At 69.1% G+C, this 15,666-nt stretch carries 9 protein-coding genes; all 9 read left to right on the top strand.

Annotation, left to right across the window (positions count from 1 at the left end):
• The coding region (groL, locus tag VMJ70_16145; protein ID HTO92663.1) for a chaperonin GroEL at window positions 1–1,633 on the top strand (1,633 nt) is incomplete at its 5' end.
• Window positions 1,634–1,783: 150 nt separating this feature from the next.
• The gene (locus VMJ70_16140) at window positions 1,784–5,095 is read left to right on the top strand and encodes an FG-GAP-like repeat-containing protein (GenBank protein HTO92662.1); all 3,312 of its coding nucleotides are present in this window, start codon (window positions 1,784–1,786) and stop codon (window positions 5,093–5,095) included.
• A 219-nt stretch (window positions 5,096–5,314) separates the two neighbouring features.
• Entirely contained in the window at window positions 5,315–5,917 is a 603-nt protein-coding gene (locus tag VMJ70_16135) for a sigma-70 family RNA polymerase sigma factor (GenBank protein HTO92661.1), read from the top strand.
• Window positions 5,910–6,620: a hypothetical protein gene (locus VMJ70_16130; protein ID HTO92660.1), complete on the top strand. Its 711-nt coding sequence runs from the start codon at window positions 5,910–5,912 to the stop codon at window positions 6,618–6,620. Before VMJ70_16135 ends, VMJ70_16130 begins: the two co-directional genes overlap by 8 nt.
• A 93-nt stretch (window positions 6,621–6,713) precedes the next feature.
• Window positions 6,714–9,377, top strand: a complete 2,664-nt coding sequence (locus VMJ70_16125; GenBank protein ID HTO92659.1) for a CHAT domain-containing protein — start codon at window positions 6,714–6,716, stop codon at window positions 9,375–9,377.
• 212 nt (window positions 9,378–9,589) lie between these two features.
• Window positions 9,590–10,192 (top strand): sigma-70 family RNA polymerase sigma factor, encoded by a 603-nt coding sequence (locus VMJ70_16120; GenBank protein HTO92658.1) that lies wholly within the window; start codon window positions 9,590–9,592, stop codon window positions 10,190–10,192.
• Window positions 10,189–10,893: a hypothetical protein gene (locus VMJ70_16115; protein HTO92657.1), complete on the top strand. Its 705-nt coding sequence runs from the start codon at window positions 10,189–10,191 to the stop codon at window positions 10,891–10,893. Before VMJ70_16120 ends, VMJ70_16115 begins: the two co-directional genes overlap by 4 nt.
• A 237-nt stretch (window positions 10,894–11,130) precedes the next feature.
• Window positions 11,131–14,433 (top strand): FG-GAP-like repeat-containing protein, encoded by a 3,303-nt coding sequence (locus VMJ70_16110; protein HTO92656.1) that lies wholly within the window; start codon window positions 11,131–11,133, stop codon window positions 14,431–14,433.
• 115 nt (window positions 14,434–14,548) lie between these two features.
• The coding region (locus tag VMJ70_16105; protein HTO92655.1) for a tetratricopeptide repeat protein at window positions 14,549–15,666 on the top strand (1,118 nt) is incomplete at its 3' end.

Here is a 15,666-nt window from a genome sequence, read left to right as displayed (position 1 = left end):
GCTGTTCAGTGGTGAGGCTCGCGCCAAGATTCTCGAGGGCGTGGAGCAGCTCGCCCGTGCGGTCAAGGTCACGCTCGGACCGCGCGGCCGCAATGTCGTGCTCGACAAGAAGTGGGGATCGCCGACCGTCACCAAGGACGGCGTCACGGTCGCCAAGGAGATCGAGCTCAAGGATCCGTATCGCAACATGGGCGCCCAGATGGTGCGCGAGGTGGCGTCGAAGACCTCGGACGTCGCCGGCGACGGCACCACCACCGCGACGGTGCTGGCCGAGGCGATCTATCGCGAGGGCATGAAGAACGTGACCGCCGGCGCCGCGCCGATGGCGATCAAGCGCGGCATCGACAAGGCGGTCGAGACGGTGGTCGAAGAGCTGAAGAAGCTCAGCCGCACCGTCAAGGAGAACAAGGAGATTCAGCAGGTCGCCACCATCTCCGCCAATTCCGACCACTTCATCGGCGAGAAGATCGCCGAGGCGATGGACAAGGTCGGCAAGGACGGCACCATCACCGTCGAAGAGGCCCGCTCGGTCGACACCACGCTCGACGTGGTCGAAGGCATGCAGTTCGACAAGGGCTACATCTCGCCCTACTTCGTGACCGAGAAGGAGAGCATGGAGGCGGTGCTCGAAGAGGCCTACATCCTGCTCTACGAGAAGAAGCTCTCGAACATGAAGGACCTGCTCCCGGTGCTCGAGAAGATCGCGCAGCGCGCGAAGCCGCTGCTGATCGTCGCCGAGGATGTCGAGGGCGAGGCGCTCGCCACCCTGGTGGTGAACAAGCTGCGCGGCACGCTGGCGGTGTGCGCGGTCAAGGCGCCGGGCTTTGGGGACCGCCGTAAGGCCATGATGGAGGACATCGCGGTGCTGACCGGCGGCAAGGTCATCACCGAAGACCTCGGCATCAAGCTCGAGAGCGTGAAGCTGGAGGATCTCGGCAAGGCCAAGCGGATCACGGTGGACAAGGAGAACACCACCATCGTCGAGGGCGGCGGCAAGAAGGCCGACATCACCGGCCGCATCTCCCAGATCAAGAAGGAGATCGAGGAGACGACCTCCGACTACGACCGCGAGAAGCTCCAGGAGCGGCTCGCCAAGCTGGCCGGCGGCGTTGCGGTGATCAACGTCGGCGCGGCGACCGAGACCGAGATGAAGGAAAAGAAGGCTCGTGTCGAAGACGCGCTGCACGCGACGCGCGCGGCGGTCGAGGAAGGCATCGTGCCGGGTGGTGGCGTCGCCTACCTGCGCTGCATCCCGGCGCTCGAGCGGCTCGCCAAGGAGCTGACGGGTGACGAGAAGGTCGGCGTGGAGATCGTGCGCCGCTCGCTCGAGCAGCCGCTGCGCACGCTGTGCGAAAACGCCGGCGTCGAGGGCTCGGTGATCGTCGAGAAGGTCAAGGAGTTCAAGGGCGAGGAGAAGTTCACCGGCTACGACGTGGACAACGAGAAGCTCGTAGACATGTTCAAGGCCGGGATCATCGACCCGACCAAGGTGTCGCGCACCGCGCTGCAGAACGCGGCGTCGGTGGCGAGCCTGCTGCTCACGACCGAAGCGCTGGTGACGGAGATTCCCGAGAAGAAGGAAGCTCCGGCGGCGCCGGGCGGCGGCGGTGGCTACGGCGGCGAGGACTTCTAGGACTCGCTTCCATCCAAGAACGAACGATAACGGGCGGTCTCGAAAGAGGCCGCCCTCTTCGTTTGATGGGGCGGACGATCATTCGGCCTGTGACGCGGCCACGCGGCGGGGGTTCCTCCGGCGAGACCCCTACTCTCGCGGAGGACCACCATGCTCGCCGCACGCATTCCTCGCGCCCTGTTTCCCGTCTCGCTGGCAGTCGCGATCCTCGTTCTTTCGAGCGGCTTTTCGGTCGCGGCGGCTCCCAACCAGACGAACTTGCTGTCGGCTCCGGTGGTGCTCTACCCCAACACGCCGGGTTGGTACGGCTGGGGCTACTCGGTCTCGGCGGTCGGCGACGTCAACGGCGATGGTTACGCCGACTTCGCGGTTACGACCGCCTACGCGAGCCCGTTCGGCACCTACGCCGCGGCGATCTACTACGGCTCTGCGACCGGGCCGGTCTCGCCCCCGGGCTGGATCCGCACCGCCTTCACCCATCCGGTCCACGTGGCGCCGGCCGGCGACGTGAACGGTGACGGCTACGACGACGTGGTGTTCGGCGCCGCCGACACGACCACCAGCGGAGTGGGCGTCGTCGAGGTCTGGTACGGCGGCTCGGGAGGACTCGGCGTCTCGCCCAGCGTCGCGCTGACCGGCGACTACTCGTTCGGCTGGTCGGTGTGCACCGCCGGCGACGTGAACGGTGACGGCTACGACGATCTGCTGGTCGGCGACCCATTGGCCGTTGGGCTCGCTCTGGGTAGCGCCTCGCTTTACTACGGCTCGGCGACCGGGCTCTCCACGAGTCCGGCCTGGAGCACCAGCGGAGCCTATCTCTACGAGCGGCTCGGGATGTCGGTGGCGGGGGTCGGAGACCTGGACGGCGATGGCTTCGCCGATTTCGGGATTGGATCACAGGCGGGGGAGATCGGGGTGTTGCAGAGTCCGGGCCAGATCTACCACGGATCTCTCGCCGGACCCGCGGCCTGGACCGCCGTGAATGGAGTCGACGCCGCCTTCTTTGCCCCGGCTGGAGACGTCGCCGGGGATGGCCAGGGCCACTACTTCTTCGCGGACCCGTACTTCAGCGGCACCGCCTCCTTACCCAACATCGGGGCCGCCTTCATCTCCGGCAGTAACTACTCGGCCTACGGCGCCAACCCCGGCGCGCATTTCGGCCTCATCGCGATCACCGCGGGCGACGTGAACGGCGACGGCGTCGCCGACGCGCTCGTGATGTCCGACCCCACCCAGCTCGACCTGGTCTACGGTCACCGCCTGGGCCAGCTGGCCACAGTGCAGGCGATCTATCCGCCGGGCGCTGGCAATCCCGGCGACTTCAGCGCGTGCGCGGCGGGCGATGTCAACGGCGACGGATTCGGCGACATCGTCATTGGAATTCCGGCGGCCTCCGACTTCGGCGCGCGCGCCGGCGAGATCCTTTTTTACAAGGGTCAGGCCGATCCGCCGCGGAAGCTCGCGGAGCGCTTCGGCGGGCAGACCAGCGCGGTCGCCGGTTGGTCGATGGCGATCGGCGACGTGAACGGCGACGGCTTCGACGACGTGCTGGTCGGCGAGCCGCTCTTTGACTCCGGCATTCTCACGGACAACGGTCGCGTCGAACTCTACCTGGGTGGCGAAGCCGGCATGGCGGGCAGTTCGGTGTGGTCCAGCGCCGGACAGTTGAACGGCGCCGGTGCGGGCATCTCGGTGGCGATGGGGCAGGACATCAACGGCGACGGCATTGGCGACCTCGTGGTTGGCTTGAATCACTCCGGCCAGGTCTACGCGTGGTACGGGCACGCCGACTGGAGCACCGCAGGCGGGACCCCGGACCAGGTCCTCAGCGGCGCGACGGGTTCCATGTTCGGGTCGAGCGTCGCCTTCGCCGGAGACGTGAATGGCGACGGATACGCCGACGTTCTGGTGGGGGCACCCAGCGAGACGACCTACACCGGCGCGCCGCACGCCATTGTCGCGCACCCCCAGGCGGGAATGGCGTTTCTCTATCTGGGTTCGCCCGGCGGGCTCACGTTCAGCGGCTGGTCCGAGACCGACAACCAGAACAACGCTGGCGAGGCCACCTGTGTCGCCAGCGCCGGCGACGTCAACGCCGACGGCTACAGCGACATCCTGGTCGGCACGGGGACCTGGGATGGGAGCTTCGTCGACGAGGGGCACGCCAAGCTCTACCTGGGCGGCCCCTCCGGCCCCTCCTCGACGCCCCAGCGCACCTGGACGGGCGTTGCAGCCGGCGACCACTTCGGCCAGGCGCTGGCGGGCATCGGGGATTTCGATGGCGACGGCTACGGCGACATCGCGATCGGGGCGTACGGCGCCGGCGGGACCGGCAAGGTCTACGCCTATCGCGGCGATCCTTCGGGTGTTCTCGCGACATCGAGCTGGACCCTCACCGGCAGCTCGGCCAACGCCGCCTTCGGCAACAGCGTGTCCGCGGCCGGCGACGTGAACGGCGACGGCTATAGCGACCTGGCCGTCGGCGAGGTGTTCGGTGATGGCGCGGGCGGCACCGACTGCGGACACGTCTACATCTTCGCGGGCGGGCCCGACCCCCTCGCATCGCCCTACATCACCTTCGAGGGCACCGGGAACGCCGACAATCTCGGCCAATCGGTCGCGGGCGGCGGCGACATCAATGGCGACGGCTTCGCGGACGTGGTCGCCGGCGAGCCGCGGCGCCTGTCTTCGTTCTTCGACGAAGGCGGATTCCAACTCTACCTCGGCAACTCGCGTGGCTTGACCAACGAGGCCGGTCGCGGCCGCCCCACGCGGGCGATGCAACCCGGTCCGCCGGCCGATCCGATCGCGGTCTACGGACGCAGCCGAAGCGCTTCGTCGTTCGGCCTCACCTCGAATGCGGCAAGCGCCGGCGGGCGCGATCGCGTGGCACTCGACTGGCGGGTGATGCGGAAGATCGGCGGAGGGTCTGGGCTGCAGGGGCGCACCGCGTGGAAGCTGATGGGGGCGCCCACCGATCCGCTCGAAGGCGCGGCGCTGGTCTCGCAGAGCGTCACGGGACTCACGGCCTCGACGGTCTACGGGTGGAAGACGCGCGTGCTCTCGCACTCGCCGTGGTTCCGCTACGGGTCGTGGTTCACGCCGCAGGCAAACGGGCCGCTGGAGTGGGACGTGCGTACCGCGCCGTCGAACACCGACGTGTCCGCGGCGGCCATGCCACCGACGAAGATCGAGCTCTCGGAAGCCCGGCCGAATCCTTCGCGCGGCGGGGTGCGCATGGACTTCGCGCTGCCGGAACGGGGCCACGCGCGCGTGCAGGTACGCGACGTCCAGGGCCGGCTGGTGCAGACCCTCGAGGATCGCGATCTCGAAGCGGGACGCCATTCGTTGAGCTGGAACGGCGCCGACGCCGCCGGGCGCGCCGCGGCCGCCGGCCTCTACTTCATCGAGCTCTCCGCGAGCAACGAGCGCGTGGCGAGGCGCGTGGTGAGATTGAGATAGTGCGTGAGCGTGTCGCTACTGCGCCACCGCGGTGAAGGGCGTGCTCGCGAGAGTGTTCGGCCGGGAGTCACGGCCCCGCCCCTGTGATTCCCCCCTCGCCGGGGGTTCTCCCCACGAGTCAGCCCGAATCCCGGGGGGATCAGAGCATGAGTTCCCGCTCTTTGGTGCTGGAGGCGCCTGCCTTTATGCCGGGCCGGCGAGACCGCTACTCTCGCGGGCATGGATTCGGACCATCGTCCAGAGACCGCTTCCGACGAGATGCTGGTCGAGCAGTACCTGGCCGATACCATCGGAGCCAATGGCCGTGCGGCGCTGGCCGCCCTGGTGGACCGCTGGAGCGGGCCGGTGTTCGCGTGGGCTCGCCATTTCCTCCGGGACCGGGACCAGGCGCTCGACCTTTCTCAGGACTGTCTGATTCGCATGATCGAGTCGCTGCCCCGATACCAGGCGCGCGGAAAGTTCGGCGCCTGGCTGTTCACCATCGTCCACAACCGCTGTCGGTCGGTGGCACGGCCGCGAGCGTGGAACCGGGATCCGGAGGTCGACGCCGACGCGATCGCCCCCGAGGGGAGCGGAGTGGAAGAGAAGTTCGAAGATGCCGAGTCGCTGCGACGATGCCTGGCGGCGATCGACTCGGCGCTCGAGCCGCGCGAGCGCGCCGCGCTGTGGCTGAGAGCGTACGAGGAGTTGAGCGTGGATGAGATCACGCGCATCCTTCGCGTGGAAGAGCCGTCGGGCGCGCGCGGCGTGCTTCAGACGGCGCGGCGCAAGCTGCGATCGGAGCTTCTCCGACGCGCCGGCAAGGAGGTCGGGCATGACTGAGAAGCAGTTCGCGCCGAACGAAGTGGCACGCCTGCTGGATCTGCCGCCCGAGCATCCGGAGCGCGTGCACGCCATGGAGGATCCGGAGTTCGCGGCGCTGGCGCTCGCGCTGGCGGAGTTCGCGGCGCCGCGGATCGCCCCGTCGGATCGACCCGACCTGGAGTCGGCGCGGGCCGAGCTGAAGCGTCGGTTGTCTTCGGCGCCGGCCATCGAGTCGCCGTCGGGTGACGGCGTGCCGATGACGAGCGGCGCCGGTCGCGGAGCGGAACGCCGTTCGTGGCTCGATTCGCTGCGCGCGGCGCTGGCGACGCCGATCGGGCGCGGCGCGATCGCCTTTGCCGCGCTCGCGATCGTGGCAAGTGTGGCCTGGAGAGCGGTCAGTCGCTCGCCACGGCCGGAAGCGGTGCGCGCCGTCGTCGACAGCGGGGCGTTCGAGCTGCGGGAGCCGAAATCCGAACCGGACCGCGTGACGCTGAGCTGGAGTCCGCTCGAGCGGGCCGACGACTATCGCGTCGTGTTCCTCGGTCTCGACCTCACCGAAATTGCTCGGGTCGACGTGGGCGGGGCCACCGAGCTGGTGGTGCGGCACGATTCGCTGCCCGCGGGGCTGGCCTCCGGAGGCCGGGTCTCGGTCGGGGTCGAGGCGTTTCGTCAGGGCGTGCTCGAGGGCACCACCGAGGCGCGTCCGATTCAGCTACCCTGAGGTCCGCCGCCAGGGGCGCGCCCTTTGCGGCGCTCCATGCCCCTCGTCCCGCGAACCCATCCACTCCCCCTTGTGGTCTTGCCGGCGGCCGCCGTGGCGGCCGCTCTGCTGGTCGCGGCTTCTTCGCCGGCGCTGCCACGCGCGAGCTGGCCGTCCCGCGTCCACGCGCTCGAGCTGGCCCGGCTCGATTCCCTGGCCGCGATCAACTATCGCGACTCGTCGGCACGACTCGACTCGCTCGCCTCCTTCGCGAGCGCGGCGAACGACTCGGGTCACCTGATGGTGCTGATGGTGCTCCGGTCACGGAATCTGAGCTTCCTCGAGAACCGGCTCGACGAAGCGCAGGCGGTCGCGCGGACCTGGCTGCCGTTCATCTCCTCGTGCGGTGACACGCTCTCCTGGTGTCTCGCACTGCGCTCGATTGGCTACGCGGACCTGACCCGCCAGCGGTTCACCGAGGCCTCCCGCAGTTACGACGCGATGCTGAAACTCGCGCGCCGGGCCCGGCTCCGGACCGCAGAAGGCTTCGCGTGGATCGGCACGTCGTTCCTCCTGATCCAGCGGGGCCGGGCGCACGAAGCGGAGGAGGGCTATCGGCGGGCGCTGAGGCTGCTCTCCGACTCCCACGAAACCCGCGCGCTCCACTCGGCTCGCGCCGGGCTCGCCAACGCGCTGCTCGCGCAGGGGCGGGCCGACGAGGCGCGGCTCGAGTACGAGCGCGTGCTGGCCGAATCGCGAGCCTCGCGCGATACGTACAACGAGGCCGCTGCCATCAATGATCTCGGGTCGCTGGAATTCCAGTACGGGGATCCGTCGCGCGCGGAGCGGTTGTTCCGCGCTTCGGCGGCAGCCCAGCACGCGCGTGGACGCACCGAGCTCGAGCTGGTCTCGTTGCGCAACGTCGCGCTGTGCGAGGCGGCGCTCAATCACAACGACATGGCGATCGCGCTGTTCGACAGCGTGGCGCGAACCGCGGCGGCAGCTCGATCCTGGGATAGCGCGCTTCGCTCGCTCACCGAAGAAGGTCGCGTCGAGCAGTTCCTGGGTCGCAGCGCGCGGGCGGAATCCCTGCTCCGGTGGGTGGTGGGCATGCGCGATTCGGGCTCCGCCGAGTGTTCGGTTTTCGCGGCCGCGATGCTGGCCGAGCTCGAGTCGGCTTCCGGGCGTGGCGAGGAGGCGCGACGTCTCATGCGCGAGGTGCTCGCGACCTGGCGCACGCCGCCGACCACCGCCGCGCAGGCCATGCGGCTCAGCGCGCTCGGCGAAGCCGAGATCGCCGCCGGGGATCCCGAAGCGGCACTGGCACCCCTGCGCGAAGCCATCGTTCGGACGCGACGTACGGGAGGCATCGTGGGAGGCGCGGCGACGGCAAACGAGATCCGCCTCGCGCGGGCGTTTCTCGCGCTCGGGCGCCGGGACAGCGCGACCGCGCACTACGCGCGCGCGGCCGAGGCCTGGGAAACCACCCGGGCGGTGCCGAGCGATCCCGAGTGGCGCGAGGAGTTCGATCATGGCGCGGGCCGGATGTTCGTTCAATACGGGGAGCTGCTGCTCGATCCCACACGAGGTCCGAGCGAGCAGGCGCGGGTCGCCGATGCCTTCAACGCGCTCCAGAGATTCCGCTCGCGGCTGCTCGAGGATGGCCTGCGCGGCGCGGAGGGACGGGCGGTCGTTCCCCGCGTCACCCTCGAACGCCTTCAGCGGGAAACGCTGCGCCCTGGGGAATTGCTGCTCGACATCTATTCCGCGCCCGAGACCACCCTGGTGTTCGCGGTGACGAAGACCTCCGCCCGCGCCGGCTGGGCGACGGGGCGCCAGAGCCTGAATCCCCGACTGCGCAGGCTGCGGGACCTGCTCGGCGCTCCCGAAGCCGATCTCGAGGCCCTGGGCCGACCCGCGGCCGAGCTGGGCGCCGAGCTCTTCGGCTCGTTCGCGAGCGACATCCGTGGCGCCCGGACCCTGCTGCTTTCGGCCGGGGATTTCGCCCAGTACCCGCTCGCGGCGCTTCGACTGCCCGGCGAGGGAGGGGCGATCGCCGACCGCCACCGCGTCGCGTTCGTGCCGTCCGCCACGCTGCTCGCCGAGGGTCGCGCCGAGGCCCACGGCCGGACGTTCCACGACAAGCTGGTCGTGCTGAGCCGTTGGACCGATTCCGATGGCCGGCGGCTGGACGGGATCGCGGGCGAGTCGGACTGGCTCAGGAAGCAGTTCCCGAACGCCAGCGTGCGCGACAACGATGGGCAGCGGTCGCTCGAGGAAATGCTGGCGAACCTGGGCACTCCGGAAATCCTGCACCTCTCCTCGCATACCCGGAATCCGGCGGCGGCGCCCTGGCGCGCGGGGTTCCTGCTCGGACACGGCAGTGGTGAGGAGGCCTATCTCACCGCCGACCGCATCGCCACCTTCCACATGCCGGCGCGAGTCTGCATGCTGGCCGGCTGCACCTCGATGGGCGAGGCCTATGGCCCCGAAGGGCTGCCGAGCCTGGCCGAAGCGTGGCTCGAGGCCGGAGCGCGCGCCGTGATCTGCTCGCAGTGGCGTGTGGAGGATCGCACGACCGCCGAGCTGGTGAAGGGCTTCTATGCGGCGCTGGCGGCGGGGAAGAACGCGGGCGAGGCGCTCGACGCGGCTGAAATCAAGGTGCGCACCCAGCCTGGCCATTCGGCGCCACGCTACTGGGCGGGGTTCGTGCTGCTCGGCGATCCGGAGACGCGCGTCGAGCTTCTGGGCGGTGCTTCGGCGCCGAAGGCCCGCTGACGCACCTCGAAACGCAGCTGCGGGCCGCGGGATGGCCCGCGGGATCGCTCTCGGGAGGCCGGCATGGCGTCGGTCGCGACGCTCGGGCTCGCTTCCGCGGAGCCGCCCCTCAACCGAAGCCGATGCGGGCCCGGCTGGTCACAGACTTGCCACACATTGGGATCCGGGTGACGCAATTTGCGCTGTGACCTCGGCCGGCTACCCTCGTTCACATGACGGACAGAGGGCCGGCGCCGGCCGCGACCGACGAGGAGCTGGTGGCGGAGTACCAGAAGTCGCCGGAATCCGCTCCCGGTCGCGCCGCGGCCGGCATCCTGATCGAGCGATGGTCGGGGAGGGTCTATGCCTGGGCGTTTCGAGTGGTGCGCGATCACGACCGGGCGCTCGATCTTGCGCAGGACAGCCTGCTCAAGATGTACGAGGCGTTGCCTCGATACGTGGCGCGCGGGCGATTTTCGGCGTGGCTGTTCACCATCGTCCATCACCGATGTGTGAGCGAGGTTCGCAAAAGGCCGCTGCTCCGCGATCCGGAAATCGATGCCGATTCGCTCGGTGGGCCGGGGCTCGAACCGGCGGCCGAGTATGAGAGCGGGGAGGAGCGCCGACGAGTGTTCGAGGCCATGGAACACTCGCTCGACAATGATGAGCGAGCCGCGCTCTGGCTGCGCGGCTGGGAGGGCATGAGTGTGGAGGACATCACCCGAGTGATGAGGCTGGATGGATCCTCGGGCGCCCGCGGGCTGCTTCAGCGCGCACGCCGGAAGCTTCGCCAGGCGCTCGAGGATCCACATCCCCCGCGTGAGGAGAACCGATGAACGCCGAACCCTTGAGCCCGGACGAATTCGCGCGACTCCTGTCGCTTCCCGGGGAAGATCCCGAGCGGCGCCGCGCGGAATCCTTGCCGCAGTTCGCGGCCATGCGGCGGATGCTGGCCGAGTTCGAGCGGCGCGATCCGGCCTCGGTCGAGGGCGCGCGCGTGGAAGTCGCGAAGGGCGAGCTGGCCGTGCGGCTCGATGCCCTCGGCGTGCCGTTCGCGTCTCGCGAGGCCGCCCGCGCGGGGTCGAGTCCGGAAGCACGGGCGCAGCGCGATTGGACGAAAACGCTGTTCGGCTGGCTGCATCAGCCGGCGGCGCGCAGCGGGCTCGCCTTCGCGGCGCTGCTGATGTTCGCAACCTTCGTGTGGTGGTCGCAGTCGCGCACTCCGGCGCCGGGTGTGGTTCGTGGGGGAGGCGAAGCGCCGGCGTTCGAACTGCGTGCGCCGCGCTTCGAGCCGGGCGGCGTGATGTTGAGCTGGAGCGCCGTGCCCGGCGCCGAATCCTATCGGGTGGTGTTCTACGGGCCCGACCTCAGCGAGGTCGCTCATCGCGACGTGAACGCGGCACTCTCGCTCGAGCTGAGCGCCGGAAAGCTACCCGACGGGCTTCACTCGGGCGAGCAGGTGGCTATCGCGATCGAAGCCCTTCGCGGGCCCGACGTGATCGCCACCTCGAAGTCCCGCGCGATTCCACTTCCCTAGCCAGTCGCTCTCCGAGCGCCGGGCCGACGAGGCCGGGATTGCTCGTGACGGTTCTCCCTCTGGTGCGTTTGCGAGTTGGAACAGCCGACCGCCCAAACCGGAGGTGAAGTCATGCGAGCCGCCCAGGTCCGCGCCGTCGCGATTGCCGCCAGCCTATCGACGCTGCTCGTCCAGTCTCCGGCCCGCTCCTCAGGCGCCTTGCCCGTGCCCGTTCAGTCTCAGGGAGCTTCGCGTCCGGTGACGGATTCGCCGCCGTATCCGGAGCTGAATCTGCTCGGCAGTCCGGTGACGCTCTATCCGAACCAGCCCGGCTGGTACGGGTGGGGCCATTCGGTCTCGGCGGCGGGCGACGTCAACGGCGATGGCTACGCGGACTTCCTCGTCTCGAACAAGCTGGCCAGCCCCTGGGGGAGCTGGGCGGTAGTTCTCTATTACGGCTCTCCCGCGGGTCCCGTATCGCCGCCGGGTTGGGCGCAGCTGAACTACGGAAAGCCGGTGCACGTGTCGGCAGCGGGCGACGTGAACGGCGATGGCTACGACGACGTGCTGCTCGGGGCAGCGGATACCAGCGGCGTCGGTACGGGCACGATCCAGGTCTGGTACGGGGGCCCTGGCGGGTTGGGCTCATCGCCCTCGTTCACCCAGAACGGCGACGCCTCGTTCGGCTGGTCGGTCTGCGCGGCCGGCGACGTGAACGGCGATGCCTACGACGACGTGATCGTCGGCGATCCCCTCAACTCGGCCGAACGGGGCGCCGCCACTCTTTACTACGGCTCCGCGACGGGCCTCTCCACGGGCTCGAGCTGGAGCCAGACCAGTACGACACTCGGAATGCGCCTGGGAATCTCGGTGGCCGGGATTGGCGACATCGACGGCGATGGTTACGACGACCTCGGAATCGGAACCGAGCTGCGCAACCTGGGCGGCACTACAGCCAGCCCCGGTTTCGTCTATCTCGGCGGGCCTGCGGGCCCGGTCTCTTCTTCGAGCTTCGAGCGCGACGGCCAGTTCAGTGCCCGTCTGGCCCCCGCGGGCGACATGAACGGCGATGGATACGCCGATTATCTCTTCGCCGATCCGTTCGTCACCGATACGGGCAAGGACTATGAGTTCATCGGCTTCATGGCAGTCATCCATGGGGGGCCTGGCGTGTCCAGTGGGTCATCCCTCGGCCTGATTGGCTATGTGGATGGCTACATGGGTCTTGGCTCCTTTACCGCCGGTGACGTCAATGGCGACGGCCTGGCCGACGCGTTGGTGCTCTATCCCGGGCTGGGGGAGTACGGTCAGGCGCATCTCTACCTGGCCCTTGGCCGTCGCGGAGTTGGCGCCCGAACCGTGCAGAGTTTGATATTTCCGGAAGCGACCGAGCTCGGCGACATCAGCTGCTCTGCGGCCGGCGACGTGAACGGCGACGGATTCGGCGACGTCCTCGTCGGCCTCCCGGCTTCCTCCGACTTCGGCGCGTTGGCGGGAAAGGTGTTGCTCTACTACGGAAGCGCCGATCGGCCGAACGCTCTCGCCGCCGAGCGCTTCGGCGGGCAGGCCAGCGCCGTCTCCGGCTGGTCGCTTGCGATCGGCGACGTCAACGGTGACGGCTTCGACGACGTTTTGGTGGGAGCTCCTCTCGATGACAATCTTGGGGCCACCGACAACGGCAAGGTGGAGCTCTATCTCGGCGGCGAGTCGGGGATCGCCGCGACCCCGGTCTGGACCGGCATTGGTTACATCGATGGCTCCAATGCCGGCATCTCGGTCGCGATGGGACAGGACATCAACGGTGACGGCTTCGGTGACGTGGTGGTGGGCGCGCACGTCGGCGGCTACGTCGCGGTTTGGTTCGGGCGGAGCGACTGGTCGACAGCGATCAACTTCCCCGACCAGATCATCAGCTCGTCGCAGACCGGATCGCAGTTTGGCGCCAGCGTCGCGTACGCGGGCGACGTGAACGGCGATGGCTATGCCGACGTCGTGGTGGGCGCGCCGAATTACGAAACCGTCACTTTCCAGGCACACACGCCGCCAGTCCACCATCCGGCCGCGGGAGAAGCCTTCCTCTACCTGGGCTCGCCGAATGGTCTGGTCGCGGGTGGATGGAGCGAGACCGACAACCAGGACAATGCCCAGGAAGGCACGAGCGTCGCCGGAGCGGGTGACGTGAACTCCGATGGATACAGCGACGTTCTCGTCGGCACGGGATCATGGGACGGCAGCAGCACCGACCAGGGACATGCGAAGCTCTTCCTCGGCGGTCCCGGTGGCCTCGCGGCCTCACCGCAGCGCACCTGGACGGGAAGCGGTGCGAGCGCATTCTTCGGGCAGGCGGTGGCGGGAATCGGCGACTTCGACGGCGATGGATACGGTGACGTTGCGATCGGCGCGTTCAATTCTGGCTCGGGCGGGCAGGCATTCGTCATTCGCGGCGAGGCCGCAGGGGGCGGCGCCGCGCCGAGCTGGACCTACAACGGCTCCGCTCCGGGAAGCGCGTTCGGCAGTTCGGTCTCGGCGGCGGGTGACGTAGACGGCGATGGCTTCGGCGATCTACTGGTGGGCGAAGTGTTCGGTGACGAGCCCTCGCTCATCGATTGCGGCCATGCATACGTCTTCGCCGGAGGCGCCTCGCCCTCCTCGACGCCCATCGCGACGTTCGCCGGCGCGGCCAGCCTGGACAACCTTGGCCACTCGGTCGCGGGTGGAGGCGACGTGAACGGCGACGGATTCGGCGATCTGGTGATCGGTGAGCCGCGAAGGCTCTCTTCCTTCAATCAGGAGGGCGGCTTCCGGCTCTACCTCGGGAACTCCTTGTCGTCTTCCACCGCCGGACAGTTGACCGGGCATGCACACCTCACCCGCGCGATGCAGCCGGGCCCCCCGGCCGCGCCGATCGGGCTCTATGGCATGAGCAGAAGCACCAGCACCTTCACACTCGCGTCGAACGCCACCAGCGCCGCAGGGCGCGAAAGAGTGGCGCTTGACTGGCGAGTCATTCCTCCAGTGGGTGGCGGAACCGGTTCGCAGGGACGCACCCCGTGGAAGGCGATGGGGCCGCCGACCGATCCGCTGGGCGGCGCCGTGCTGCTTTCGCAAGCCGTCACCGGTCTCTCGGCCGGATCGGCGTACGGATGGAAAACGCGAGTGCTCTCGCGTTCACCGTGGTTCCGCTACGGAAATTGGATCGCGCCGCAACCGAACGGCCGCGGGCAATGGGACGTGCGCACCGCTCCGGGCAGTGCCGCGGTTCCCACGGCGGCCGCGATTTCAACCGATCTCGAATTCTCGGCGGCGTGGCCCAGCCCTTCGCGCCGCGATGTGAACCTGGAGTTCGCCCTGCCCAGGCGCGGGCCGGCGCGGCTGCAGGTGCGGGATCTTCAGGGCCGGTCGGTGCGCACGCTGCTGGATCACGACCTCGAGGCCGGTCGGCATTCGCTGGTGTGGAACGGCGCGGGAGACGATGGCCGCACCTGCCCCGCGGGGATCTACTTCCTGGAACTGACCTGTGGCGACGCGCGTGCCGTTCGCCGCGTGGCAATCGTGCGTTGACCGCGATCACACCGGGACCCGGGCGCGCGAGGCCGACGTGATCGCGACCTCGAAGTCGCGGGCGATTCCGCTACTCTAGGCGCGGCCGGCGGGGGAATCCCGCCGGGCCGCGCCCATGTACCCCACTCGTCTCGTACTTCTCTTCGCCCTCGCGAACATTCTCGCCGCGCCGGCGCACGCGCGCGCCGCGGGCGGTGGGCGCGCGGCGTGGCCCTCGCATCGCTACGCCATCGAGAGTGCGCGCGCCGACACGCTCTTCCTTCGGAGCCGTACCGCCGGCTACGCGTACCTCGATTCACTGCTCGCCGTGGCGCGGGCCCTGGGCGATCGCGGGCTTGAAGGCGTGGTTCAGGTCGAGCGGGCCACCCAGAAGCTGGTGCTCGAGCGCCGACTCGTCGAAGCCCGCTCGCTGGCGGATCCGTGGACCGCCGAATTCCAGACCCTCCGTGACACCGTGTCGTGGTGCCGCGCGCTGCGCGTCGTGGCTGCCGCCGATCTGTTCTCCGAGCGCTACCATCAGGCCGACCAGGAGTATCAGCAGGTGCTGCGCCTCACCGCAGCGGCGCGACTCCCCGAGCTCGAGGCCTACGCGCTGATCGGGCGCGGCTACGTGGCGATCACCGACGGTCGCTACGCGGACGCGGAGCGAGACTACCGACGTGCGCTGCGGCGGACCGCCAGATTTCCGGACGATCGCGCGGCACGCACCGCTCGCGCCGGACTCGCCAACTCGCTCAATCACCTGGGCCGGGTGGACGAGGCGCGGCGCGAGTACGAGCGCGTGCGCGACGAATCGCGCACGGCCGGCGACGCGCGGAATCTGGCCGACGCGCTCAACGATCTCGGCAATCTGGAATACCTGTACGGCGACCCCGGGCGCGCCGCCGAGCTCTACCGCGAGGCGAGCGGCTTCTATCGAGTCACTGGCGTCTCCGCCGCCGCGATTGTCTGTCGAACCAACGAAGGACGCTGTCTGATGAACCTGGATCGCGTGGACGAGGCCGCCGCGCTGTTCGACAGCCTGGCGGTCGCGACTCGACCGCTCGGCGCCAGTGATGCGCGCGCAATCGTGCTCATCGCTCTGGCCCGCGCGCGAGTCCTGCAGCAACGACCCGCCGAAGCCGAGGCCTCCCTGCGCGCCGTGATCGCGCAGGCCGATTCGATCTCGTTCGACTCGTACCTCGACGCCACTCATGCGCTGTGCTGGGTGATGACCGAGACCGGCCGGCCGGA

This window comes from Candidatus Sulfotelmatobacter sp. (genome assembly GCA_035498555.1).
Taxonomy (GTDB): Bacteria; Eisenbacteria; RBG-16-71-46; order RBG-16-71-46; family RBG-16-71-46; genus DATKAB01.
This window is presented reverse-complemented; position numbering and strand designations above follow the sequence as displayed.

Excerpts from the sequence above, each read along its gene's own strand:
- VMJ70_16140 (HTO92662.1), top strand. The coding sequence starts at position 1,784 with ATGCTCGCCGCACGCATTCCTCGCGCCCTGTTTCCCGTCTCGCTGGCA.
- VMJ70_16135 (HTO92661.1), top strand. The coding sequence starts at position 5,315 with ATGGATTCGGACCATCGTCCAGAGACCGCTTCCGACGAGATGCTGGTC.
- VMJ70_16130 (HTO92660.1), top strand. The coding sequence starts at position 5,910 with ATGACTGAGAAGCAGTTCGCGCCGAACGAAGTGGCACGCCTGCTGGAT.
- VMJ70_16120 (HTO92658.1), top strand. The coding sequence starts at position 9,590 with ATGACGGACAGAGGGCCGGCGCCGGCCGCGACCGACGAGGAGCTGGTG.
- VMJ70_16115 (HTO92657.1), top strand. The coding sequence starts at position 10,189 with ATGAACGCCGAACCCTTGAGCCCGGACGAATTCGCGCGACTCCTGTCG.